Raw genomic sequence first — 23,043 nt, forward strand, 5'->3', positions numbered from 1 at the left:
TAGCAAATACCTGGGATGGTAACGCTTTTAGCGGGTCCCACCCACCTAAAAGCTTCGCACGCGGGGCTTTTTTTATGCGCCCGAAGCACCGCTCTTTCCGACAGCCGGAGTTTAAAGCCTGCGGCCCCACCCGTATAGAATGGAAAACTTCGACCGGTTGTATAATTATCCGAAACGCCTGGTTTCAGAAGGGTACCGGGTATGTGTATTTTTAGGAGCGGCATGACTGGTCTGTGCAGTAATCCGCCAATCGATCATAGTGGCTTTTAACAGAATCTTTTCCCATCTTGGATACAAAACGATTATATTCGTCTGACGATATCTTTATTTAAAAACATTTAACATGAAAAAGCTACTACTGCTTATGGCAATGGGTACTGCTGTTGCCGCCGGCGCTCAAAATGACCTGGCAAAAACAACCCTGTATCCTTCAACCCTTCTTTTGAAAGACCCGCAATCGAAAACAATATTCCGGTCTGGAGATGCAGCCGCCGCGCGTTCGACCAAAACGATTGAAGATTGGCAACGGCTCCGCAGATCGGGGATCATACTGACCAGTGGGGGCATTGCCTGTATTGCCGGCGGTATTGCGCTGGTGGCGGCAGGCGATAACCAAGCCAATAACGGGTATGATTATTACTCAACCGATACCCCGGGAGAAGCAAAAGTTGTGGTAGGTGCCATGGGCATTGCTGGTGGTATTCTGGCCCTTGGCGGAGGTATTACCATGTGGGCGATCGGCAACAACCGGGTGAAAAAATATACAGACCGTATGTCCTTTGATATGGGCAACCGCTCCGCAAAACTGGCATACCGGTTTTAAGAAGCTGCAAGATTCTACATCAAATGCCGGCGTGACCTCGCCGGCATTTCTATTATGACCGCAACAAGGGCATGACGATGGCAAAGCACATTATCACAAACGCAGGGTCCTCTGCGAGAGACCCGGCTGAGAAAAACGGTCCCGCTTGTCCCGCCAGTCCCCACTGCATATAGGCATCAGCCGTTGAGGCCCTTCGGCTCTTCACCTAACATATACAAAAAGGCCTGGCTACCGCGATAACCAGACCTTTCTTTTAAGTGGATTATTGTGTATTATTTCAACGACAGCAAAAAGCCAATGGTAAAGTTGGCATCCCAGTCAAACACAAACGTGTCGCAATTGGTAGCATCCTTAATGGCTTTGTAAATATTTACACCGCTCTTGGTTTTTACCTTGTCTGATTTATAACTATCCGGATCATTCAGCACGGTATACCGCTCTTCACCGTTCCGGATCTCTTTGGCCAGCTCAAAAGGCACCCCACCCAGGATAAAACATACCTCGCGTTTGCCGGAGGGGATCTTTGCAGCCGCGGTTTTTACCTCGCTGTATACCGCATCATCTTTCAATCCTTTTTCGTAATACTTGGCGCCGGGTGTTTCCACGGCCTGTACACTGCCGCCGGCATCCACCCAGGAGATCTTGGTATTTCCTGATCCAATATCCGTTACAAAAGAATTATCCCTGTAAGCGGCAGGCAGTACAGATTTCAACGCCAGCTTACCTTCCTGGTCCGGTGTAACCAGGTTTACCACATAGCCCATCTTCTTCAGCTCTGATGCAATAATGGCCGTTTTGGGCTCTTTCTGCGCGCCGGAGCTGATCACAAAATGTACATTTTTGGAGCGTACGCCTTTATCAAACATATCGCCGATATACTTCTTCAAACCCGCGCGGATATCTTCCGTAGTCGCCATGCCCTCATAGGCAAAGGACTGGCCAAAATCTTTGGAAACGATCTCCCACCGCTTTTCCGCATCCATATTAATGATAAATGAATTGAACCCGGAGGCACCTACTTCTACCACACCTTTCAGTTCGCCGTTCACCGGCTTTTCCGGCTCATAGTTAAAGGTTCTGCCGGATGCAGTGGTCTTTGTTTTTGCTTCTGAAGGTTTAGCGCCTTCATCGCTGTCTGCAGTAGTGGTGGTGGTGGCCTCGGTTTTTACATCATCATGGCTGTTAAATACGCCGCTTTTATAGCCCCAATAGCCCAGCAGGAAAATAGGAATGGCAATAATAAACGCTTTAATCGGCCAGCGTAACCGCGACCAGGTTGATCTTTGTTCCATAGTATGTGTCTGTGTTTTGTTGTTTGATTAATCCAGCAATGAAAAGCCTTTGTCTACTTTTTCTTCCGGTTTCAGTTCGTAACTGGCACTGGACATTTCCGTTACATTGAGCACTTTCAGGTTGCGCTCATCCACTTTTTTAATAAAGGCTTCCAGTTCGCTTTGGGAAGGCGTTCCGCCTACGGTGATATTGTTGTTCTGATCCAGGAAATCGAGGTTGGAACGGATCGAAGCAATGTTCTGGCTGATAGCGCCCGTAGCGGCATTCATGGCTTCCTGGAAGGCCCAGCCGTCTTTAATGTTAAATACATCGGCCAATCCTTCGGTGGCGCTCTTCATTTTTTGGGTAGCTTCCAGTTTTTTGGCAATGATGGAGATGCTGCTATTGAGCGTGCTTACATAAATGCGCGCGGCGCTCTCATTATCTTTTAATACTTCCAGCACTTTGCTGAACTGGTTGGCATATTGCGCATAGCTGCGTGCATTCTGCTCTTCTGCCTCGCCTTCTTTACCCAGCAGGAAGGCCTTGGTGCGGGTTTCCTTTGCATCGCGGGTAAATTCATTGGCCTTTTCATTATTGCCGCCGGCAGCTGCCTGCTTGGCTTTTTCCTCCAGGTTGCCCGCTTCGGCTGTAAAGCGTCGTGCATACTGGTATTTTTCTTCGGCCGTTTTTTGTGCATTTTCGCCACTGGTGATCATGTCGATGCGTACACCATCCACATTGGCGATCTTATTCTTTACGCGCTTTAAGGTATCTTTTGCATCCCGCTCCAGCAACTGCAGGGTTTCTATCGGGTTCTTTCGGATGATCTCCTTTTCTCCCTTAAACAACAGCACGGTTCCCAGGCGATGCAGCAGGGAAACAATCTTGGGCGCCAGCAGCAACAGGGATACCAGCAGGATACCAAAAATTACGAGCAGCACGCTCTTCTGGGCATACTCCAGCAGTACGGGCAGGTACTTAAAAAATGCAAACGCACCGCCAATAACCAGGGCCCAGAAAAAAACAGCGGAGATCGTTTTTTTACCTTCCGGAGTCATTACCTGTGCCGGCAGTTTATCGCCCAGCACCTGAAAAATGGGTAACTGGCTTTTGATTTCTGCCGGGATGTTGATTACCTGAGATTTTTCTGCCATTGTCAATTTTTAGTTTATGTTCTGTTCAATAATTGAAAGTGCTTTTTCAATATCGCTTACCACCTCTGTTACGGCCGCTTTGCCGGTGCGGATCTTCTGATCAATATCAGTAAGCTGGGCATCGTAAGAGCCGTCCAGGGTTTGATACGATTGTTCTTTTGCAGCAAGCTGTTCCTGCAGCTCTGCAATTTTTGCCTTCAGGTCCTGGATCTCTTTTTCGAGCGATTGCTTTTCCCGCACCAGGTTGTTTTGAATGCCCTGTTTCTGGTTTTCCTTTTGTACCACATCCTGGGCAATTACCTCCTGTATCCGTGCAGCATAGTTGCGGCCGGTTTTCAGCAGCTTCTCTTTGGTGAGCGATTTGTCTACATACTTTAACGAGGTAAATGCGGCCTTAATAGAAGTAGCGTCGATGGTGCCCATATCCGCGGCAGCGTTCCACACTTCAAAAAAATCGATCCCGTCTTCGTTCAGCTTTTCCAGCAGGTCCAGCACCTTTCCCTTCATTTCTTTAAGGTCGGTACCCGGTACGGTTGCAGTATCTACGGGTTGTACATAAACCGGAACAACGGGCGTAACGGCCACCGGTTCGGGCGTTTTTACAGGAGTAACGGGAGCAGACGCGGGCGTTGCTGTAGGTGCTGCATGTTCATCTTCAAAAATCAGTCTTCTAATATTCCGGAGAATGCCGAAGCTAGTCTTACCAGGCTTTGTGTCCATATTCAATAAATCTAAGCTAAAATACAAAAACTCTGCAGAAAAAGCGGTATCCCCGGCGGCGAACAAAGGGCCATTGCCGGTGAATTGTTAAAAAACGGGCGCCGGTTCCCTTATTCCGCCGGAAGACGCGCTTTAGATAAAAAAATTAAGTAAATAAGAAATTAATTATTGTTTTACGATAATTACTTATACCTTTACAGAAATTATCCAAATGCAAAAGGTTCGCGTTATTGCTACGGCGCTGTTGTATCTTTCCCGTCTTTTGGCGGTTCCTTACCTGGCTACGGCGCTATACATCATCATTTGCTTTCTTTTCAGCAATCAGTTGGTACACCCACTGGATGGCGGACAACGTTTTGCCCTGCATTACCCGTTTACATCCACTAATTTTTTGATCGGGGATGAGTACCGGTTCATCTATATTTTTGAAATGACCGCCTTTATTGGTTTATACGGCGTTTTTTTCTGGATGCTGGGTAACATTTTTAAAACGTTCCGGGAGCAAAAACTCTTTACCCGAAAGGGCGTACAGCGGCTGAAAGTATTTTACCTGCTCAATTTCCTGGCGCCGCTTCCCTTCCTGGTGCGGCACCTGGCCGATCATTATGAAGTAAGCACCATTGTGATTCTTACGGTATTGCATTGGGTATTGGGCATCTTTGCTTATTTTATGGCCGTTATTTTTAGCCGGGGCCTGCAATTACAAAACGAACAAGATTTAATATTTTAAACCATGCCAATTATCATAAACCTTGATGTAATGCTTGCCAAACGTAAGATGCAGTCAAAGGAATTGGCCGAAATTTTAAACGTTACACCCGCCAATTTATCCATACTCAAAACGGGCAAGGCCAGGGGCATCCGCTTCGACTCACTGGAGGCTATCTGTAAAGCACTGAAATGCCAGCCCGGGGATATACTGGAATATGTAGAGGAAGAAAGCTAAATCCATCATAACAGCACTGGGTATAAAAAATGCGGCCGCGGGCTGCAGGGAATTTTATTGTCTTTAAAAAACCGGATCACATGAACCGTCTTACCATCGAACAACTTAGTAAAACCTACCCCGGCGGGGTAAAAGCCCTTAATGATATTTCCCTGGAATTATCCAACGGGATGTTTGGCCTGCTGGGCCCCAACGGTGCCGGAAAATCTTCATTGATGCGGACCATTGCCGGCTTGCAGACACCGGACTCGGGCCGCATTACCTTTAACGGCGCCACGGTTACACCGGGTTCTGTGCTTATTAAAAAACAACTGGGCTATCTGCCCCAGGACTTTGGGGTGTATCCGAAACTGTCTGCTGCAACACTACTGGATCACCTGGCGATCCTTAAAGGCATCACACACAAAGCTGCGCGGAAAGAACAGATAGGGGCCTTACTGCAACGGACCAACCTTTATATGCATAAGGACAAAGCCGTAAGCAGTTTTTCCGGGGGGATGCGACAGCGCTTTGGTATTGCGCAGGCCTTGTTGGGCAACCCACAGCTGATCATTGTGGATGAACCTACCGCTGGCCTGGATCCGGAAGAACGCAACCGCTTTAATAACCTGCTCAGCGAAATCGGGGAACAGGTGATCGTGATCCTTTCTACCCACCTGGTGGAAGATGTGCGGAACCTCTGCACCCATATGGCCATTATTCAAAACGGCAGCCTTATTGCAACAGGAAGACCCGATGATTTTGTGAGGGCGCTTGATGGAAAAATATGGTCGAAACGGATCGACAAAAAAGACGAAGCGCCACCAGCACACCGGGTGATTTCATCGCATTTTACGGCCGGAAAGCTGCACATCAATGTGTACGCAGAAGCGGAACCGGGGGATGGCTTTTTGCCCAAACAGGCTGACCTGGAGGCTGTTTATTTTACCCAACTTACCCAATCCTGAAATGATGTTCCGGCGATTAATCCATTTTGAATGGCTGTTCATCAGCAGGAAACGATCGTTTTACCTGTTGCTCCTGTTCTTCATCCTGTTGGGGCTTGCGGCCGGAACGGTGGCGCGTTTCCCATTTCCCAATGCGTTTAAGAACGGCACCTATGTACTGAATTATATTATAGGTATCCTGTCCTTACTCTGCATCTTCTCCACCACCATACTAACGGCACAGACCCTGTTCCGCGAGAAGGACAGCCGCTTTGAATCCATTCTTTATGCCACACCCGTTCGCAAAGGCCCGTATGTATGCAGCCGGTTCGGTATTGTTTTTTTGGTGAGCGCCCTCTGCTACCTGTTGCTGATAGCGGGTATGATGGCGGGGCATCGGATGCCCGGCCGGTACCCGGGTGAGTTGGATGCCATACTTCCCCTGCGATATTTGCAGCCCTTTTTCATGCTCCTGCTGCCCAATATTCTTTTTTGTACAGCAGTGGCTGTAAGCATCGGCCTGTTTACCCGCAATAAGATGCTGGTATATGTATTCGGCATACTGGTGTATTTTCTTTACTGGGGCATTTCGTTTTATGCCAACGCACCCATCATTGCCAACAGTACACCAATGCCGGCTTCGGCCATGCGTATGGCCGCATTGGCAGATCCGTTCGGCATATCGGCCTTCCTGGAGCAAACCCGCTACTGGAGCGCCCTCCAGCGCAATACGCAGCTGCTGCAGCTGAACGGCCATTTGCTTATAAACCGGCTGCTTTACCTGGCCGTATCCGGACTGCTGCTTTTGCTGGCTTATAAAAAATTTGTACTACAGCCACAGCAGGAAGGCAGCCCCCAGCGAAAACGCCCGTTATCGGTAGTGCCTCATACTGCCTACCACCCTGTAATTACCCGTACCGCTTCCTGGCGTTATCACTTGCAATGTTTGCAAAGCCTGGTATCGATCGGGTGGAACAATATTATTAAAAGCATTCCTATCTGGCTGATCCTTGCGGGCTGGGTGGGTTTTATGAGTATCGAAACCTTTAGCGATATTAATGGCAACAGCCGGATGCCGGAGCACCTGACCACTACCGCCGTACTTGTTAAAAGTATTTTGTCCGGACTGCCGATAGTGGCGCTGCTGGCACTGGTTTTTTATGGGAATGAACTTTTCTGGCGCAGTCATAATACCCGCTTTGATGCACTGGAAAACACCACTGCCGTTCGGCCCGTTGTCCTGTTGGTTTCAAAATGGTTGTCACTTTTGCCCATAGTGCTCCTGCTATTGCTGGCAGGGATCGGCATGGGATTGCTGATACAGCTTATTAAGCAAAATGCGCCCATCGATTGGGCGTTGTATGCCTCGCTGTTTTACCTTATAGGCCTGCCTTTATTCCTGAATGCGGGATTGATCATTTGCATACAGGCGCTCATCAAAAATAAGTATGCCGGCATCGTGGTTGCAGGACTGGTGGTGTTACTGACCAACACCAGTATGGGTAACCTGTTTGGCCTGAAACATCCATTGCTGCGCTTTGCCAATACGTTCCAGGGGGCTTATAGCGAAATGAATGGCTTTGACAATACCCTTACTGCTTTTCATTACCAGATGTTATATTGGTCTTGCATTACCTTATTGCTTTTTATGATCACAACTGCGTTCAGGCGGGGTGCCGTTAGCAGCCACCGGGCCTCATGGGTGTGGAAGATTTGTATATTGGGCGTACTTTCAGGCGCCGCCATTTATGCAGGTGCCACTATTTTCAGCAATACGCCATTCATGAACCGGCAGGCCCTTACAGACTGGAAGATCTCCTACGAAAAAAAATATGCCTTTATTGCAAACCGGCCCCAGCCGGAAATCACCGATGTATCAGCGGCAATCGATCTTTATCCGGATAAGGCAGGTTATGAGGTACAGGGCCGTTACCGGATGGTGAACCAAACCCATTTTCCCATCGACACCCTTTATATGTATGGTGATAAGGAAATGCGCTGGAAACAGTGGCAGGTGAACAATGGGAAATGCATTGCAGCAGATTCCCTTTACGGTTATTATACATTTAAGCTTCACCAACCGTTAATGCCCAACGACAGTATGAGCCTGCAATTTAGTTTTGAATACCAGGGCAACCCTTTTAAACCGGCGGCCGGCTTTAACACCATTACCCGGAACGGGAGCTTTATCCGCGTCAGCCGGTACTTTCCGGTACCCGGGTATAATAACAGCAATGAAATTGAAGACAAGCAGGTTCGTAAAAAATATGGCCTTGATACGGCCGACCGGCTTACTTCCCTGTCATCACCCCGGGAACAGGATGCCGGCTTTGTGCACTTTGAAGCCGTGGTATCAGTTGATGACAACCAAACGGCCATCAGCATTGGCGAGCTGACGGGGCAATGGAAAAAGGGATCCCGCAATTATTACCGTTACAAAACACCGGTATCGGTACCCTTCCGGTTTGCCGTGGCATCCGCCCGGTATGCGGTTAAAAAGAAACGGCAGGGCAACACCATTGTTGAAGTGTATTATACTCCGGAGCATTCACGGAACATCGGCCACCTTATGAATACCGCACGCCAGAGCATTGCTTATTGTGCAACCAACATTGGCCCCTACCCGTTTTCAACCGCCCGGTTCGTGGAAATATCTGCGCTTACCAAAGGCTTTGCAGGAACGGCCTACCCCGGCAGCTTATTCATCAATGAAGGATTCGGGTACCGCAATGTGATCGATCAGGATCCGGCAAAGGACATCATCAATGAAATGGTAAGTCACGAAACGGCGCATACCTGGTGGGGCAACAGCGGCATTGCACCGGATGAACGGGAAGGCAGCACGCTGATGACCGAAACGCTGGCTATGTATACGGAGCTGATGTGTTATAAAAAAGTATACGGCACCGGTGTACTTGCCAACCGGGTAGGTGTGCACAAAGACCTGTACCTCAGCAGCCGCAACCAGTCTGACGAGCCGCCCCTGTTCCGGCTAAACCCGGCGCAATCGTATCTTTCGTACGATAAGGGAATGGTGATCATGTACCAGCTTTACCTGAGGTTAGGTGAAGCGCGGATCAACAGCGCATTAAAAAGCTTTTACCAGCAGCACGCTTATCCGCAGCCGGCGCCTGTTGCTACAGACCTGCTGCAGGCGTTGTATGCGGTGGCAACGCCTTCGGATACCACCAAACTGGATGAATGGTTCCGGCAGGTTGTTACCTACGACCTGGTGCTGAAAAGCGCCATCGTGAGCCGGCAGGCAAATAATACATATATATTAAAACTGGATGCGGCTGTTACCAAATACAAGGAAGACGGAAAGGGCAATGAAACCGCGATTCCCTTTAATGAACCCGTCGATTTGCTGATCTGTTTTTCCGGAGGCAAAACGGAAAAGCGGGTACTGCAGCCCGTTGGTAACCGGATTCAAACAACGCTTTCATTTAGCCAAAAGCCCCTGCGCGTAGTGCTGGATCCGGATCTTAAATTCCTGAACCGCTCGGATGAAACAAAGGAAAAAACGATAACCACCCGCTGACCATCCCTATTAGCGCTTGCTTCCTAGGCTGATGGTAAATAAAAAGCACCCCTTTCGGAGTGCTTAAAGCTATTTTACAAAACCGGTAAGGTTTATCCTAATGCTACTCTTTTAAATTCGGTAACGGTTACATCACCGCTTTCTTTCAGGTAGTCTGCTACAGATTTACCAGCATCTTTTACAAAAGCCTGGGCAGTTAAGGTTTGCTCTTTAAAGAACGCGGCCATCTTACCTTCAGCAATTTTAGCCAGCATTTCTTCAGGCTTACCTGCCATTTTCGGATCTTCTTTCATAATGTCCATAATCACGGCTTTTTCACGTGCCACTACATCAGCCGGAACACTTGCAGCGTCTACTGCCACCGGGCTCAGGGCTGCTACCTGCATTGCCACATCCTTACCTACTTCAGCCGCTTCTTTATTCAACCCTACCAGTACACCAATGCGGTAAGCACCGTGAATATAAGCAGCTACATAAGGTGCATCCACTCTTTCAAATTTGGTAATACCGATTTTTTCGCCGATAGACGCCAGTTTATCATTTACCAGGTCTGCAATTTTTGCTCCGCCGATTTCAGCAGCATTCAGTTCGTCAACGCTCTTAATGTCGTTGGCGATTGCCGTATCTGCAATGCTTTTTACAAAAGCAACAAAGTCTTCGTTTTTAGAAACGAAGTCCGTTTCGCAGCTTACGCATACAACGATGCCAGACTTATTGTCTGCTGTAGTTTGCGCTACTACTACACCTTCTTTTGCTTCACGGTCGCTTCTTTTTGCCGCTACTTTCTGGCCTTGCTTGCGCAGCCAGTCGATCGCAGCTTCAAAATCGCCGTTTGTTTCTGTTAATGCCTTCCGGCAATCCATCATACCAGCGCCGGTTGCTTGGCGCAGTTTATTAATATCCTGTGCGGTTATAGTTACTGTACTCATTTTTTTGTTTAAAGTTTGGAGTTTAAGGGTTGAAGTTCGGCACTTCAGATCTTAAACCGGACTTATTTATGAAATCTTATTGTTATCAATCCGGCTATACGTTTACAGAACCGGATCAAAGAGAGTAAGGTTTAAGATTCAGTATCTGACTTCTAAGGCCATGCCTTAAATTCAAACATTGAACCTTAAACCTTAAACGTTTATTATCTTCTGGGAGCTCCGCCTCTTGAACCACCACCACCGGTAGTTGTTCTGCGACGTTGACCCTGACCCTGACCAGCACCTGTACCGGTTCCGCGTCCACGACCGCCGCGGCCAGCCTCAGCTTCCGCTTCAGCCTGCATTTTGGCAGCCTGTTTTTCTTTTTCGTCTGCAAAGTTGTCTTCTACATCCTCATCTTTTGCAGCTTGTCTTTCACTCAATCCTTCTGCAATTGCAGCAGTGATGTAGTTTACAACAATGGCAATAGATTTAGTAGCATCATCATTTGCAGGAATTGCAAAGTCTACTTTATTAGGATCTCCGTTGGTATCTACCACACCAAAGGTACCGATGCCCAGGCGTTTTGCTTCAGCCAGTGCAATATGCTCATGGCCGATATCCACGATGAACAAAGCAGCAGGAACACGACCCAGCTGGGCGATCCCTCCCAATACTTTTTCCATTTTCTCTTTATCGCGGGTCAATGTCAAACGCTCTTTCTTGGTAATGCTGTCAAAAGAACCGTCGCCCAGCATTTTTTCGATGCTCTGCATTTTTTTTACCGACTTACGTACAGTATTGAAATTGGTAAGCATACCTCCCAGCCAACGCTCGGTTACATAAGGCATTCCTACTCTTTGTGCGCACTCCGTTACAATATCTTTCGCTTGCTTCTTGGTACCTACAAAAAGTATTTTCTTACCGCTGCGTGCAATTTGTTTCATTGCAGCTGCAGTTTCCTGCAGGCATTCTACGGTTTTGTTTAAGTCGATGATGTGTATGCCTTTTTTCTCAGCAAAAATGTACGGCAACATTTTAGGGTTCCATTTCTTCTTCAGATGACCGAAATGTACACCTGCTTCCAGAAGCTGCTGTTGTAAGGATGTATTATTATTTTCCATCTATTAAAAATATTTATCGTTTTTAGTTTATTGTTTATTGCTGGTTTGCGATGGTTGAGCAGTTTTAAAAGGTATGAACAACCATAAACTACAAACCATAAACCACAAACGTTGTTAACGTTTCGAGAACTGGTAGCTCTTTCTTGCTTTTTTGTGACCAAATTTCTTACGCTCAACAGAACGGGGATCCCGTCTTAATAAGCCGGCTGCTTTTAATGCAGGGCGAAATTCAGCATTTACTTCTACCAGTGCACGGGCAATACCCAGCATGGCAGCTTCTGCCTGGCCCTTTACACCACCGCCGGTAGCTGTGATCTTTACATCAAATTTATCAGCTACTTCAACGGTTCTCAGCGGACGGTCTACCTGGTTTTGCAGGTATACCAGGGAAAAATAATTTTTATAGTCTTTATCGTTAACGGTAATGCTACCAGTACCCTTGGATAAGAAAACACGGGTAATGGCTTCTTTACGGCGTCCAACAGCATTTTTTTGCTTTTCCATTTATTTAATTTGAAAATTTGAAAATGTGGGAATGTGGAAAATGCCCTTTACATTCTACATTTTAGATTTAAAATTTAGAATTTCAGCTCTTTGGGTTGTTGTGCGATATGCGGATGAGTGTCACCGGCATATACAAATAATTTTTTGTACATCTTACGTCCCAGACGGTTTTTAGGAAGCATTCCCTTTACAGCCCGTTCGATAATTACTTCCGGACGACGTTTTTGCAGGTCAGCCGCAGTTTCTTCTTTACGACCACCGGGATAACCACTGTAGGTATCATATACTTTCTGGTCCATTTTGCTACCGGAAAGCTTTACTTTCTCACAGTTAATTACGATGATGTAGTCGCCGGTATCCACGTGGGGGGTATAAATGGCTTTGTTTTTCCCGCGCAAAATAGCAGCAATACGGGAACACATACGACCTACAGTTTGATTAGTACCATCTACAACGTACCAGTTACGCTGCACGGTAGCCTCGTTCGCATGTTTCGTGGTGAAATGTTGTTTACTCATTTTAAATTTTATTTTTTAGTGATCCGGGCTATCCCCCGGCCCTTTTCTAAGGGAGTGCAAAGGTAGATGAGTATCCGGCAAAAAACAACGAAAAAAGGAACTATTTTTTATAGCCCCCTTGTAACTGACTGGTTTTCAGTAAAATTTTTGTCTTATTTTTGAGCCTGTCTTCTTTTAACGATTATTTTTTCCTTACTTCGGTGACCACTACTTCTATTAAAACAGTTTTTAAGGGCGCCTGATCGGTTTCCCATATTCGCCTTTGAACCAACCTGATGGAAGACCTGCCCGCGGCAACACCCTTTATAATCACATTAGTAACCAAACTGCCCCCTACGGGAGCATTTTTCACAGGAGCCCGTTCTGACCCGGAAAGTTCAACCGCTGTTACTTTTTCGTTGTTCTGTTCCATCACCCAGCTATAGCCGGCGCCTCCAAGACTATCCAGCTGCAGCTGAAAGATCTCGTTCACCTTTAATGCAATTTTCTTTTCCATGGTTTGTATAAAATTAAACAAAACTTTTTGTTAAGCAACCTGCTGACATAAGAATTGCCTTCTCCCCCATTCAGGGAGAGAAAGCAATTTCCTGACACCAGCCGGTATGCCCTACCAGGCGTATATTTCGTAAACTTTATTGTCGGCTTCCGTCCGCACGTTTACAACACTGTTCTTATCCCGCGCATGCGCTCCGATCATTAAAATGGCCAGCAAAGCCTGGGTATTGCTTTCTTTGATTTTTCGGAATCCCATACCGCTAATGTTTAGCCAGGCATTGTTATTTTCTGCAATACCCCAGGTGCCCACAATTTTTACATTATTGTTCCAGGCGGTCAATCCGCCGGCGCCGGGGGGCAGCAATGTAGGTTCATTGGCTCTTTTAGCAGCCGCCACTTCTGTGGTGGTAACCGCTGCAACCGGAGCGGTTGCACTTTTCTTCGTTGTTTTCTTGGCAGATGCCTTTTTAACTGCATTCATTGTATAATAATTTAATCCGGTTAAATATTTTAATTGTAAATCTGATCGATAATTCCATTGGTCAGGTGAATACTTACAGCCGCTCCGCGGTTCTTCGCAGAAATGCATTGAGTAAGCAGGTTCAGGTGAATGTTATCGCTGGCCGGCGAGATCTTCCGCCATCCGAAATTGGCGATATAGGCCCATGCGTTATTGGCCGCATCGTTAGACCAAAGGCCGATGATCTTTTGAGCGCCGGTCCACAAGGTCTCCACGATGCTATTGATCCCATACATTTCTGCGTCGATGCCACACTGGCCGTAGCCGATACGGAAGAACCCGGATTCACCAAAGCCAACGCCCCAGCTGTTCTTACAGATCCAGCACTGGTTAACATCATCATAGCCCACTACAGATACACAGTGGCCGCCTTCCACATGGTTATTGGCCCTCCGGTAAATACCCGAACGATAGCTGAAAAAATCAGTATAGACAGTAAAGCAGGCCACGAGGGCACCGCGGGTGCTGATCCAGTCCTTCATAGCAGCCGTAGTCGTAAGTTTCGTAAAGCCGCTTATTTTCAGCAACCGGTCTGCCGCATTACTGCAGGTGTTACAGGCCTGATCGCCGGGCGTATACGGAAAACAGGCTTCATCCACTACCCCTTTATCCCTGAAAGCGATCAGCGCCCTGTCGGGCCACCAGCCATTGGCACAGTTGCGGCCTTCGCTTTTTGCATAACAATAAAACAATTGCGCTTCCGAGAAGTCGATGGCCAGCGCTGCATTGCCCCGCTGGATGCGGTAGGCTGTTTCCGCCGTGGCAATGGTTCCAAAAGCCACACAAGATCCGCAGGAGCTCTGGTTCTTAATGGGCGTCACAAAATTCTGGCCGCTCCTGTTGCGCCAGTCGAATATTGTAGGATATCCGAATGCCTTTTTCTTTTTAATACCTTTCCCTGCTGCTGAAAGCTGAAAAGACCGCAGGGCCTTTTCTGATGCATCTTCCCGGGCAGCTAATGACCGCTCTTTGGGGCCAGGTGTAAAGCCCAGGAAATACTTGCGCTCCGCCTCCGTCATGGCGGTAAACTCGTTATTGGCGGCTTGCCAGGTTAAGCCGGATTCAGTGATGGACGACTGAATGGCCGCAACGTTGATTTTTGACATGTGTTTGTTTTTGTTTATTGAAAAAATGGATTTGACAAATTGCACAAGCGCTTTCCCTGGGTGCCGGCACACATAAACATCCCATAGCGGGTTCAGTGGAGTTGAACCGCTGTACAGTAAACGTCTTCTGATCGGGTATGCTATTCTACATCGCGGATGGTCCAGAAGTCCTGGCAGAATGAGGGATTTGAAATATACGCGTAAGGCATCCAGAAACAGCCGCTCAGTCCCCACCCTTTGCTCCAGGAGTTCCGGACCAATACCATTTGCTTTTCGTCGCTGTAACCTACGGCCAGTACTGCATGGCCGCCCATTATGGATTCTTTTGCAATATTGGGCATGGGCATGACGCCGGTGTCTGCAACAGCTTTGGTCATAAAACTTTCATAAACGCTAAAGCCAAATGAAAACGGGTATCCTTCTGCCAGGCATCCTTTAATAGAAGTAAGATTTACCGGAATCCGCCAGTATGAAAGTGCCTGGTTCTTTAGCGCTGTTTTATAGCAGGCCGCCGGTGGTTTTTGCGTAAATACAGCTTCCTTGTAGGGCCAATCTTTTTCCGGGCAAATCCCCTGCTTGTTTAGTGATTTAATGCCATCGCGCAGGTAGGCTCCGCTGTCGGACTGCACGGTATTCATCATTACCCGTTCATTGTAATAGAGGAATAGGCGGGAGGGCCTGAACGTTTTTTTCCGAAGTTTCTTCTTCCCAAACTCAAATGCCGCACCCAGGGCGTTTGCGGTACAACTGCCCAGACTGCCCTGATCGTACACGGGCGGACAGGTCTTCCGCAAATCGATTTTTACCGGCAGCTTTTGCATTATTTTAAGCGGTGCTGCATAAAGAAAATCTCTTGCGTCAGGAAGATCGGGTATCCAGCCCAGCGAACGGTGAGGCAGTTGTTGAGAAGGCTTTGCCATGGTTCTTGTTTTTGGTGTTGGGGTATCTTTTAACAATACAATATTACACCGCCCTGCAGGCGATGTCAATACCTGAATTGAGCGAAGGGGATAGTACCTGACACAGGCCGTAGTTTTACGGTGCTTCTTTAACCGGCTTTCCAGTGCTTCAATTGCGCCCGGAATACTCTTGGAGTGGATCCTTTCTTCCTGAAAAAAACGCGGTTGAAATATGTAATACTTTCAAACCCTACATCGTATGCGATATGTGTGATGCTGAGATCGGTTTCCAGCAGGAGGGTACAGGCTTTTGCAATCCGTATATCGTTTACATAATCGGAGAAGGTTTTTCCGGTAATCTTCTTAAAAAATTTGCAGAACGCGCCAGGTGACAAATGGATCAACCGGGCAAACTGATCGATATGTAATGGTTTTTTATAGTGTCTGTAAAGATGTTGGAATATTTTATTGATTCGCGCTTCAGCGATATTTGTTGAAGCATGAAGCATGGCCGATGTGCTTAATGCAGTTGCCGGAGCTTTGCTCAGGTGGTGCAGCACATCAATCAATCCCAGCAACTTGCCCATACCGGTTGCTTTGGATAATTGTTTAATCTTCTCTGTCACTACATGCTGCCGCTTCCCGAAAAAAAGGCCCTTTCCCGACTTTCGCAATAAAGCAGCAATGCCATAGCACTCGGGGTATTCCAGGAACGGGTTAATAAACGCTTCCGAAAATTGGATGACGATTGCCGAAGCCCGCTGCCGGGCCGGCTCGCTCGTCCAGGTATGTGGCAGGTTTCCTCCCAGCAGTACCAGGTCTCCCGGGGAAAACGCTGCATAATGGTCTCCCACCAGCCGCTTGCCCGAACCCGAAGTAATCAGCGTGAGTTCATACTCCGGATGATAATGCCATTTAAAAGGGAAATGAGCGGTTTCATATTGATAAACCACAAAACTTTCCCCTGCCTGTATCCGGTTTATATGTTCAAAACTGGGTTTCAATAATACAATATTGCTTTGCTGGCCGATCAAATTTACATAAAAGGAAAATATAGTGTATGTTTTGTCAATATAGTGATGAATAGCCCTCGTAAAAGCCATTAATTTTATTCACAAATTCTACAACGATGACAATACCCGCAATAATACTCCAGGAGCTTGAGCAGCCTTATCGGCTAACGGCCGACCAAATCCACTTTTATGAAATGCATCGCTTTATCAAACTAAAGCAGGTATTTTCTCCTGCAGCTATAGCCTGGTTCCGGGATGCGATCTCTGAACAGGTGGCAAAAATGAATACCATAAAAACCACGCTCCAGGAACGGGATACCTACGGCAAGGCCTTTTTGCAGCTGTTTAACCTGTGGCGCGAAAACGAAGATGTACGGGCGCTGGTTTTCAGCAAACGCCTGGGTAAAATTGCAGCCGACCTGATGCAGGTGGAAGGCGTACGCATGTACCACGACCAGGCTTTGTTTAAAGAGGGCGGTGGCGGCATTACGCCCTGGCATGCAGACCAGTATTACTGGCCGCTGGAAACCGACAAAACGATTACCGCGTGGATTCCTTTGCAGGAAACGCCTTTAGAAATGGGGCCTCTGGAATTTAGTGCCGGTAGTCACCAGATCGTTGAAGGAAGGGAACTTGCCATTGGCGATGAAAGCGAAACCCTGATCCAGCAACGATTGCGTGTAACCGATTTCCAGCATATCATTGAACCCTTTGACCTGGGCGAGATCAGTTTTCATTCCGGTTGGGTATTTCACCGCGCGGGTGCAAACACCACCGATGATATGCGTCGGGTAATGACGATTATTTATATGGACCGCGACATGCGCCTGAAGGCACCGGAGAATAAAAATCAGCAAAACGACTGGGATACCTGGTGCCCCGGAGCAACAATCGGAGCAGTGATTGATACGCCTTTGAACCCGGTATTGTACGAACCGGCTTAACGAAACAATCAACAGGACACCGGTTACCAGCCGGCTCCTCAGTTTGACGCCGCAGCACCTGCGGCCGAGCAATAATGTCCTTTAACAGGACTTCAAAAAATCATGGATATGCAACTGCTTTATCTCTGCCCGTATTGGGGACAGAAACAGACCTCGCCCGAATCCTTTTTACAAAAGGTAATTGCCGCCGGTTATAATGGTATTGAGATCGATCCCGGGGGCCTGCAGGATCTCCACCACTGGATCTCCGTCCTGAAGGAGGTTCGCGAACAACATAAAGAATTTGTCGTAGTGGCCCAGATGGTCCTGGATGCGCAGGTTGCAGCATTTGATCAATTCCGCGAGGTCATGATCCGACGGCTTGAGTTGCTCATCAGCTTTAATCCTCTTTTTATCAACTCCCATACAGGCCGGGATTATTTCAGCTTCCGGGAAAATTGCGCCCTCATCCAATTGGCAACAGATTTCTCCCGGCAATACAAGATCCCGGTTTATCACGAAACCCACCGCGGCCGCTTTTCATATGCACTGCACCGGATGCCGGAATATTTAGACCAGTTTCCTGAATTGGAACTGGTGGCCGATTATTCCCATTGGTGCGCGGTATCGGAAAGCATGCTTTCCTTCCAGGAAAATACATTGGAGCAACTCACGTCGCATATCCGGCACATTCATGCAAGGGTGGGATATGAACAGGGTCCGCAATTGCCAGATCCTTTTACACCCGCCTGTCAACCATACCTGGACCAATTCACCGCCTGGTGGCAGCGCATCCTGGATCACCACCGGCGGCGAAAAACGTCGTTTACCATCTGTACAGAGGCCGGCCCGGTGCCTTATATGCCGGTAAACCCAAACAACGGGCAGCCGCTGGCGGACCAGTGGGCCATCAATATCAAAATGCTGGAACACCTGAAATCTTCCCTGATCAGCTAACAGACCTGCCTGCAACTATTATTCTTTAAAAGCAGCCTGACGCAAAATGGTTCTACCTATAGGAAGAAGCTTAAGGGTTTCAACAGTATTTGAATTTTTATTGCGGGCCTTTACCTGTATGCTTCCTTGTTTATATACCGCTTCATTATTACGGATGTATTGATATTCTTTTTTCTCACGCGGGGTATACAGGTAATCTTTGAACCGGGGCGTATATACGGTCCCCGCAGTAGTTACCGCCGGGATGGGATGTGCGTATACCAGTGGGCCATAGATAAAATAGTGGGCCCCGTTCGCATCTTTACGGTCGGCGACCTGTGTATGCCACTTCAGCCGGATCCGGTCATTTTTCTTAAACATCTTTCGGATTACTATAAAGCCATCTTCTTCCTTATATGGCTGATCAACTTCTACAGCATTTGCCCAGGCAGGCCTTCTTATTTTTAGTGTAAACGCCCGCATTTCCGGTTGACGGATCGAAAAGGCAGAGGTCAGGTCATAGGGATAGTCCGTTACCGCAATCACTTCAACATTTGCACCATTGATTTTGGTTTGTACGCGGGAAGGTCCCAGCAAGGTAGCAGCCAATACGGAATCGCCCTGCTTCATCCACATGTTTTGAACATAATACGGTGTAATCCTTGCGGCGTTGGGTACACAGCAAACGGCGGCGTCCTTATGTGCCGGAGAATATTTATAACGGGTCTGCTTCAGGTCTCCGTTTGCTCCGCCATTCAGCGGTCCGGTCATGGCATACGAATTATCGGTTTTCAGGTAGGCAATACAGGAATGTTCCGGATCCCGTGCACCCAGCGCCGCATTAAAGAAAGTATTTTCGATCTGGTCCGCAAACCCTGCGGCACCCGTTTTTTGCAGGAGGCCGGCATAACTGTCGAGCAACTCCTGGAGCGAACAATACTCATAACCGGTTTGAGTAGCGTTTGCGTTCCTACCTCCGATCCATTCATCGCCGATAGGCCCGCCGGCAATGGTAGCGGCATCCTGTACCCGCTTTAAATAGATACTGAGGGCCGTATCATACTTGGGATCATGCGTACTGAAGGCCGCAACCGTTAACGGCCGCAGGTGTTCGTAGGTATGCACGCCGTGGCCGGATAATTTATAGTTTGGGTTAAAAATACTGGACCATTGCACATCTTTTTCAAACGAAAAGTTGGCAGAGAAATTCTGATAAAGGAACAAGGCATAGGCGCGATACTTTTTGTCTTTTGTAAGACGATACATTTCATCGCAAATATCTGTAAACGTAAGCCCATGCGCCACGCCTCCGGAAAACTCCTTTCCGGCAAGAAAAGGGTTGGAATGATGGATGGAATAATGTTTCAACACATCATCTACAGCACGCCGGATCGCCGCCCAAACCCTGCTGTCCTGCGTGGCTTCGTAATAGGCCAGCAGTCCGCGTAATAAGGTAGTCTTCGCCCAAAGCTCTCCGTTTTCAGCAACAAACCGGTACCGCAGCTCCGGGTCGTAGATTCCCAGGTATCCATCGCTATCCTGTGTGGCCAGGATCCGATCCACATATTGTTTCACCCTTTTTTTATCGGCAGCATTATCCAGCAACAGGGCATTCCGTATAAAACCGTCGCGCCAGTTCGATTGTGTTTCGGAGTTCCACCATTTGTACTGGTCATCGCCTCCGATATCACCTTCTTTCAGATTTCCCAGGTCCTTTGCCTTGCTGTGCTTATGCAGGCGTGCCGAATAAATGGGATCATTGACCAGGTCCGGTACGATCTGGTCCAGATGCCCAGCAAAGCCCCGCATGTCTTTCTCCATTTGCGCTTTGATCCACCCTGTTGGTTTTACAGCACCAAAGGGTAGTTTTTCAAACTTCTCTTCCCGTAATTGAAACGGTGCATGTTGACCGAAGGATATCAATGGCAATAACACTAAAGTCCCTTTTATAAAAATATTCATGTCTTAAAATTATTCAATAAAGCGACCCGAAAAGTCAATACCTTGTTGCTTTATAAAAACAGCCAATGCCCCGCCTGTAACGTGCGGGGCATTTGAATCTTAAAGCATATTGCATTATTGTTTAATAATCTTCCAGTAAGGATCGGAAGGAATACGCATATCCAAAAGGATCTTATAGGTTCCGGTTGATGGCACCGTAAGGTTGCTACCCGGAAAATTCACAGCCCAATCTGCATTCGCCCTGAACTTAAACCCTATATCGGTGCCGGATTTTAATGTAAGCACTTTTGAAAATGTTTGAGTCGACGGATCAAAATCAAGCGGAACATCTGTATTCCAGTCTACAGCTGCATTTCCTATGATTGAGATATTATTCAAGGTTGCCGTCCAGGTTTTAGCAGTGAGGTCCAGCTTCATTTTATAATATCCTTTTCCGGTTACACTAAAATTGCCGCCTTTATTGTAATCAAGCGTACCCTTATTACCGGTATTCGTAATACTGCCGTAAGAGTTATCCCACTTAGGATCCGGAGTCAATTTAAATTCATTTACGGGATCGGGTAGGAATACAGATCCCTCCAACTGACCGGTCGTTTTATTTCCGGACATCACATACATTTTTGCGATAACTTTAGCCGCAGGGTCCCATCCCTGATAGGCACCGGGCGTATATAAAAAGTCACGGGCTATAACCCTGGGCCAATCCTCGTACGTAGTGATGGTAAGTGGCAATACGTTTGAATAGATTTTCCCGGCCGAGGTTCTTATCCGGAATGCATAATTGATGGTTTGTCCTGCTGGTATAAATTCCGTCAGCAGCAGGCTGTTCAATTCTTTTGCAGTAAGCGTTACCGAACCGGCCTTCCGGTCCAGATCCCGCTCTACCAATGAATCTGCTTTAAAGTCATTCCCCACCGGTGCAATCTGCAATGTATAACCCAGAGCATCTGCGAATCCCAAATCTACGTTATCATACGTCAACGTCAATGCAGGTTTATCTGCATTTTCCTGAAGCAATGTTATAGGACCGCTGCTATTGCCGCTGAGTGTAGGCTTATTATTGTTCATCACTACCTGGGTCTCATCCTTTTTACATGAATGGAAGGCCAGTGCAATCAAAGCGGTAAAAACATATAGAAATAAATACTTCATATTGCCAGTTTAAAAATTAATAGTTGGGGTTTTGCTGCAGGTTGGGATTTGCATTCTTATCAGCTACCGGTATCGGGTAAATATTCCGCCAGTCTTCCACAGCCTTTCCGTTTACCGTACCACCCTTCCAGGGCCACAGATAGCCGGCAGTTGTAAACCGTTTATAACGGATAAGGTCGGTACGCCGGAACCCTTCCCAGTACAGCTCCCTTCCCCGTTCATCCAGGATAAAGTCGGTGGTCAGCTGACCGGCACTAATGGTAGCGGCACCGGCCCTCATCCGTAATGCATTGACATATCCCAGCGCAGTGGAGGCATCGCCTCCTGTTCCACCGCGCAATACCGCTTCTGCATAGATCAGGTATTGTTCCGCCAGCCGGAATATTGGAAAATCCATGTCCGGAAAAGTAAGGTTACTGCCGGGTTTCCCGGATACCATCTCAATATTTTTAAATTTTGTAATCGCATACCCCTGTTCAAATTTTGTTTGATCCGCTATTTCCAGTGATTGCCCGGAGGTCCAGAACTGCGCCCGTTTATCGGTATTGCCGCTGGGGTCGGAGAAAAGATTCACCAGTGCCTTCGTGGTACGGGTACCACCCCATCCCCCGTCGATACCAAACTGCGCAGCCGGCATATTCCCGCCAACAGCAGCATGCGTCAGAAACGTGGTTCCCCCATAATTCTGGGTGCGGGTACCGTCATAATTGATAGTAAGGATAAATTCATTGGTATTTTTTTGATTATCGGCACGCATCAGATTCTGGTAGTTTCCGACAAGACTGTATCCTGCATCCGCTACTTTTTTTGAATAGGTTACCGCATCATTGTAGCGGGCTGTTCCGGTATAGGCTTCTGCGTTTAAATACAGTCGCGCCAGTAAAGCCCATACTGCACCTTTATCTGCCCTTCCGTAGTCGCTGGCACGCGCATTGGGCAACAGGCTTTCCAAGTCCTTTAATTCCGATTCAATATAGGCAAATAAAGCCGACTTGCCAATCTGTTTGGGTAATGCATTAGAACCAATCACATCGTTCTCCGTTACAAAGGGAGGATTGCCAAAAAGATCCAGCAAGGCCCAGTACTGGTAGGCTCTCAGGAAACGGGCTTCATTCCGGAAGCTTACAATATTGGCTACATCAGCCGCGCCAAAACCTTTTGTATTCAAGAGCTCGTCTGCTGCATTTTTTATAAAATCATTCGCCAGTGTGATCTGGTAAAGGCTCCGGTAATACAACCCCGTAAGGAAAGGATTACTGGAAGACCAGTTCATATTGTGAAAGTCCTGGATACCCGCATCCCCCCAGGCGATCACCGCCTCATCGGTACTAAGTTCCTGTGCACCCCAGAACAAACGGAGAAAGTCAGAAAAACCTTCATCAATGCCCTTGATGTCACCACCACCGGGAGGACTTGCAGGTCCGATATTGCTGGTGAGCGCATAGGCGCCATATACTTTCGCTGCAGCTTCAATATATCCCTGTGGAGTACTATACACCTGTGCTGCTGTAATATCATTCTTGGGAAGCCGGTCCAGTTTCTTACTGCAGGATGCGATTAGTACAACCAGGCTTATGGCAATCATTATTCTTTTCATC

22 protein-coding genes are annotated in these 23,043 nt (G+C 47.6%); 7 read left to right on the forward strand and 15 right to left on the reverse strand.

The features are described from left to right. Positions 1 to 343: 343 nt before the first annotated feature. Positions 344 to 823: a hypothetical protein gene (locus LL912_RS15275; protein ID WP_235554444.1), complete on the forward strand. Its 480-nt coding sequence runs from the start codon at positions 344 to 346 to the stop codon at positions 821 to 823. A gap of 272 nt (positions 824 to 1,095) precedes the next feature. Here the strand turns inward: LL912_RS15275 and LL912_RS15280 are convergent, their stop codons facing one another. The 3 genes from LL912_RS15280 to LL912_RS15290 are packed head-to-tail and all read right to left on the reverse strand — an operon-like array spanning position 1,096 to position 3,972. After that, entirely contained in the window at positions 1,096 to 2,115 is a 1,020-nt protein-coding gene (locus tag LL912_RS15280; protein ID WP_235554445.1) for an acetate and sugar kinases/Hsc70/actin family protein, read from the reverse strand. A gap of 27 nt (positions 2,116 to 2,142) precedes the next feature. After that, positions 2,143 to 3,252 carry a hypothetical protein gene (locus tag LL912_RS15285; protein ID WP_235554446.1) on the reverse strand — a complete coding sequence of 370 codons (1,110 nt, stop codon included), beginning with the start codon at positions 3,250 to 3,252 and terminating at the stop codon, positions 2,143 to 2,145. A gap of 9 nt (positions 3,253 to 3,261) precedes the next feature. Next, positions 3,262 to 3,972 (reverse strand): hypothetical protein, encoded by a 711-nt coding sequence (locus LL912_RS15290; RefSeq protein WP_235554447.1) that lies wholly within the window; start codon positions 3,970 to 3,972, stop codon positions 3,262 to 3,264. A 211-nt stretch (positions 3,973 to 4,183) separates the two neighbouring features. Between LL912_RS15290 and LL912_RS15295 the strand changes: the two genes are divergently transcribed. The 4 genes from LL912_RS15295 (at position 4,184) to LL912_RS15310 (ending at position 9,385) form a co-directional block, all read left to right on the forward strand. Beyond that, positions 4,184 to 4,702, forward strand: coding sequence for a DUF2975 domain-containing protein (locus LL912_RS15295; RefSeq protein WP_235554448.1), 519 nt, complete (start codon positions 4,184 to 4,186; stop codon positions 4,700 to 4,702). A 3-nt stretch (positions 4,703 to 4,705) separates the two neighbouring features. Continuing rightward, complete coding sequence (locus tag LL912_RS15300; RefSeq protein WP_231007265.1) at positions 4,706 to 4,918, forward strand: helix-turn-helix domain-containing protein; 213 nt, start codon at positions 4,706 to 4,708, stop codon at positions 4,916 to 4,918. 80 nt (positions 4,919 to 4,998) lie between these two features. Next, on the forward strand, positions 4,999 to 5,865 hold the full coding sequence (locus tag LL912_RS15305) for an ABC transporter ATP-binding protein (protein ID WP_235554449.1): 867 nt from the start codon (positions 4,999 to 5,001) through the stop codon (positions 5,863 to 5,865). 4 nt (positions 5,866 to 5,869) lie between these two features. Continuing rightward, positions 5,870 to 9,385: an ABC transporter permease/M1 family aminopeptidase gene (locus tag LL912_RS15310; RefSeq protein ID WP_235554450.1), complete on the forward strand. Its 3,516-nt coding sequence runs from the start codon at positions 5,870 to 5,872 to the stop codon at positions 9,383 to 9,385. A gap of 92 nt (positions 9,386 to 9,477) precedes the next feature. On the opposite strand, the gene tsf is transcribed toward LL912_RS15310, so the two are convergent. The 9 genes from tsf to LL912_RS15355 all read right to left on the reverse strand — a co-directional run bounded on the left by tsf (position 9,478) and on the right by LL912_RS15355 (position 16,562). Then, positions 9,478 to 10,314, reverse strand: a complete 837-nt coding sequence (gene tsf, locus LL912_RS15315; protein WP_235554451.1) for a translation elongation factor Ts — start codon at positions 10,312 to 10,314, stop codon at positions 9,478 to 9,480. Positions 10,315 to 10,517: 203 nt separating this feature from the next. Further along, positions 10,518 to 11,417: a 30S ribosomal protein S2 gene (rpsB, locus tag LL912_RS15320; protein ID WP_235554452.1), complete on the reverse strand. Its 900-nt coding sequence runs from the start codon at positions 11,415 to 11,417 to the stop codon at positions 10,518 to 10,520. A 114-nt stretch (positions 11,418 to 11,531) separates the two neighbouring features. Beyond that, a complete protein-coding gene (gene rpsI / locus LL912_RS15325) occupies positions 11,532 to 11,921 on the reverse strand; it encodes a 30S ribosomal protein S9 (protein ID WP_235554453.1) in 390 nt (129 codons plus the stop codon). Between the two features lie 74 nt (positions 11,922 to 11,995). Further along, entirely contained in the window at positions 11,996 to 12,439 is a 444-nt protein-coding gene (gene rplM / locus LL912_RS15330) for a 50S ribosomal protein L13 (RefSeq protein ID WP_235554454.1), read from the reverse strand. Positions 12,440 to 12,620: 181 nt separating this feature from the next. Further along, entirely contained in the window at positions 12,621 to 12,935 is a 315-nt protein-coding gene (locus LL912_RS15335; protein ID WP_235554455.1) for a protease inhibitor I42 family protein, read from the reverse strand. 111 nt (positions 12,936 to 13,046) lie between these two features. After that, positions 13,047 to 13,415 carry a hypothetical protein gene (locus LL912_RS15340; protein ID WP_235554456.1) on the reverse strand — a complete coding sequence of 123 codons (369 nt, stop codon included), beginning with the start codon at positions 13,413 to 13,415 and terminating at the stop codon, positions 13,047 to 13,049. Between the two features lie 29 nt (positions 13,416 to 13,444). After that, positions 13,445 to 14,560 (reverse strand): C1 family peptidase, encoded by a 1,116-nt coding sequence (locus tag LL912_RS15345; protein WP_235554457.1) that lies wholly within the window; start codon positions 14,558 to 14,560, stop codon positions 13,445 to 13,447. 140 nt (positions 14,561 to 14,700) lie between these two features. Beyond that, complete coding sequence (locus LL912_RS15350) at positions 14,701 to 15,480, reverse strand: C1 family peptidase (RefSeq protein ID WP_235554458.1); 780 nt, start codon at positions 15,478 to 15,480, stop codon at positions 14,701 to 14,703. Between the two features lie 128 nt (positions 15,481 to 15,608). After that, a complete protein-coding gene (locus LL912_RS15355; RefSeq protein ID WP_235554459.1) occupies positions 15,609 to 16,562 on the reverse strand; it encodes an AraC family transcriptional regulator in 954 nt (317 codons plus the stop codon). 104 nt (positions 16,563 to 16,666) lie between these two features. Here LL912_RS15355 and LL912_RS15360 point away from each other — a divergent pair, with 104 nt between their 5' ends. Both LL912_RS15360 and LL912_RS15365 read left to right on the forward strand, forming a co-directional pair. Then, on the forward strand, positions 16,667 to 17,416 hold the full coding sequence (locus LL912_RS15360) for a phytanoyl-CoA dioxygenase family protein (RefSeq protein ID WP_235554460.1): 750 nt from the start codon (positions 16,667 to 16,669) through the stop codon (positions 17,414 to 17,416). A 108-nt stretch (positions 17,417 to 17,524) separates the two neighbouring features. Next, positions 17,525 to 18,352, forward strand: a complete 828-nt coding sequence (locus LL912_RS15365) for a hypothetical protein (RefSeq protein WP_235554461.1) — start codon at positions 17,525 to 17,527, stop codon at positions 18,350 to 18,352. Between the two features lie 18 nt (positions 18,353 to 18,370). Here the strand turns inward: LL912_RS15365 and LL912_RS15370 are convergent, their stop codons facing one another. The 3 genes from LL912_RS15370 to LL912_RS15380 form a co-directional block, all read right to left on the reverse strand. Then, positions 18,371 to 20,293 (reverse strand): beta-L-arabinofuranosidase domain-containing protein, encoded by a 1,923-nt coding sequence (locus LL912_RS15370; protein ID WP_235554462.1) that lies wholly within the window; start codon positions 20,291 to 20,293, stop codon positions 18,371 to 18,373. A 114-nt stretch (positions 20,294 to 20,407) separates the two neighbouring features. After that, positions 20,408 to 21,445: a SusE domain-containing protein gene (locus LL912_RS15375; protein WP_235554463.1), complete on the reverse strand. Its 1,038-nt coding sequence runs from the start codon at positions 21,443 to 21,445 to the stop codon at positions 20,408 to 20,410. 16 nt (positions 21,446 to 21,461) lie between these two features. Beyond that, a complete protein-coding gene (locus LL912_RS15380) occupies positions 21,462 to 23,042 on the reverse strand; it encodes a RagB/SusD family nutrient uptake outer membrane protein (RefSeq protein ID WP_235554464.1) in 1,581 nt (526 codons plus the stop codon). Position 23,043: the final 1 nt, after the last annotated feature.

Source organism: Niabella agricola (assembly GCF_021538615.1).
GTDB lineage: Bacteria > Bacteroidota > Bacteroidia > Chitinophagales > Chitinophagaceae > Niabella > Niabella agricola.

What these genes read in the sequence shown, in the direction of transcription:
- LL912_RS15275 (WP_235554444.1), top strand. Translation starts at nt 344, where the DNA reads ATGAAAAAGCTACTACTGCTTATGGCAATGGGTACTGCTGTTGCCGCC.
- LL912_RS15280 (WP_235554445.1), bottom strand. Translation starts at nt 2,115, where the DNA reads ATGGAACAAAGATCAACCTGGTCGCGGTTACGCTGGCCGATTAAAGCG.
- LL912_RS15285 (WP_235554446.1), bottom strand. Translation starts at nt 3,252, where the DNA reads ATGGCAGAAAAATCTCAGGTAATCAACATCCCGGCAGAAATCAAAAGC.
- LL912_RS15290 (WP_235554447.1), bottom strand. Translation starts at nt 3,972, where the DNA reads ATGGACACAAAGCCTGGTAAGACTAGCTTCGGCATTCTCCGGAATATT.
- LL912_RS15295 (WP_235554448.1), top strand. Translation starts at nt 4,184, where the DNA reads ATGCAAAAGGTTCGCGTTATTGCTACGGCGCTGTTGTATCTTTCCCGT.
- LL912_RS15300 (WP_231007265.1), top strand. Translation starts at nt 4,706, where the DNA reads ATGCCAATTATCATAAACCTTGATGTAATGCTTGCCAAACGTAAGATG.
- LL912_RS15305 (WP_235554449.1), top strand. Translation starts at nt 4,999, where the DNA reads ATGAACCGTCTTACCATCGAACAACTTAGTAAAACCTACCCCGGCGGG.
- LL912_RS15310 (WP_235554450.1), top strand. Translation starts at nt 5,870, where the DNA reads ATGTTCCGGCGATTAATCCATTTTGAATGGCTGTTCATCAGCAGGAAA.
- tsf (WP_235554451.1), bottom strand. Translation starts at nt 10,314, where the DNA reads ATGAGTACAGTAACTATAACCGCACAGGATATTAATAAACTGCGCCAA.
- rpsB (WP_235554452.1), bottom strand. Translation starts at nt 11,417, where the DNA reads ATGGAAAATAATAATACATCCTTACAACAGCAGCTTCTGGAAGCAGGT.
- rpsI (WP_235554453.1), bottom strand. Translation starts at nt 11,921, where the DNA reads ATGGAAAAGCAAAAAAATGCTGTTGGACGCCGTAAAGAAGCCATTACC.
- rplM (WP_235554454.1), bottom strand. Translation starts at nt 12,439, where the DNA reads ATGAGTAAACAACATTTCACCACGAAACATGCGAACGAGGCTACCGTG.
- LL912_RS15335 (WP_235554455.1), bottom strand. Translation starts at nt 12,935, where the DNA reads ATGGAAAAGAAAATTGCATTAAAGGTGAACGAGATCTTTCAGCTGCAG.
- LL912_RS15340 (WP_235554456.1), bottom strand. Translation starts at nt 13,415, where the DNA reads ATGAATGCAGTTAAAAAGGCATCTGCCAAGAAAACAACGAAGAAAAGT.
- LL912_RS15345 (WP_235554457.1), bottom strand. Translation starts at nt 14,560, where the DNA reads ATGTCAAAAATCAACGTTGCGGCCATTCAGTCGTCCATCACTGAATCC.
- LL912_RS15350 (WP_235554458.1), bottom strand. Translation starts at nt 15,480, where the DNA reads ATGGCAAAGCCTTCTCAACAACTGCCTCACCGTTCGCTGGGCTGGATA.
- LL912_RS15355 (WP_235554459.1), bottom strand. Translation starts at nt 16,562, where the DNA reads ATGGCTTTTACGAGGGCTATTCATCACTATATTGACAAAACATACACT.
- LL912_RS15360 (WP_235554460.1), top strand. Translation starts at nt 16,667, where the DNA reads ATGCATCGCTTTATCAAACTAAAGCAGGTATTTTCTCCTGCAGCTATA.
- LL912_RS15365 (WP_235554461.1), top strand. Translation starts at nt 17,525, where the DNA reads ATGCAACTGCTTTATCTCTGCCCGTATTGGGGACAGAAACAGACCTCG.
- LL912_RS15370 (WP_235554462.1), bottom strand. Translation starts at nt 20,293, where the DNA reads ATGAATATTTTTATAAAAGGGACTTTAGTGTTATTGCCATTGATATCC.
- LL912_RS15375 (WP_235554463.1), bottom strand. Translation starts at nt 21,445, where the DNA reads ATGAAGTATTTATTTCTATATGTTTTTACCGCTTTGATTGCACTGGCC.
- LL912_RS15380 (WP_235554464.1), bottom strand. Translation starts at nt 23,042, where the DNA reads ATGAAAAGAATAATGATTGCCATAAGCCTGGTTGTACTAATCGCATCC.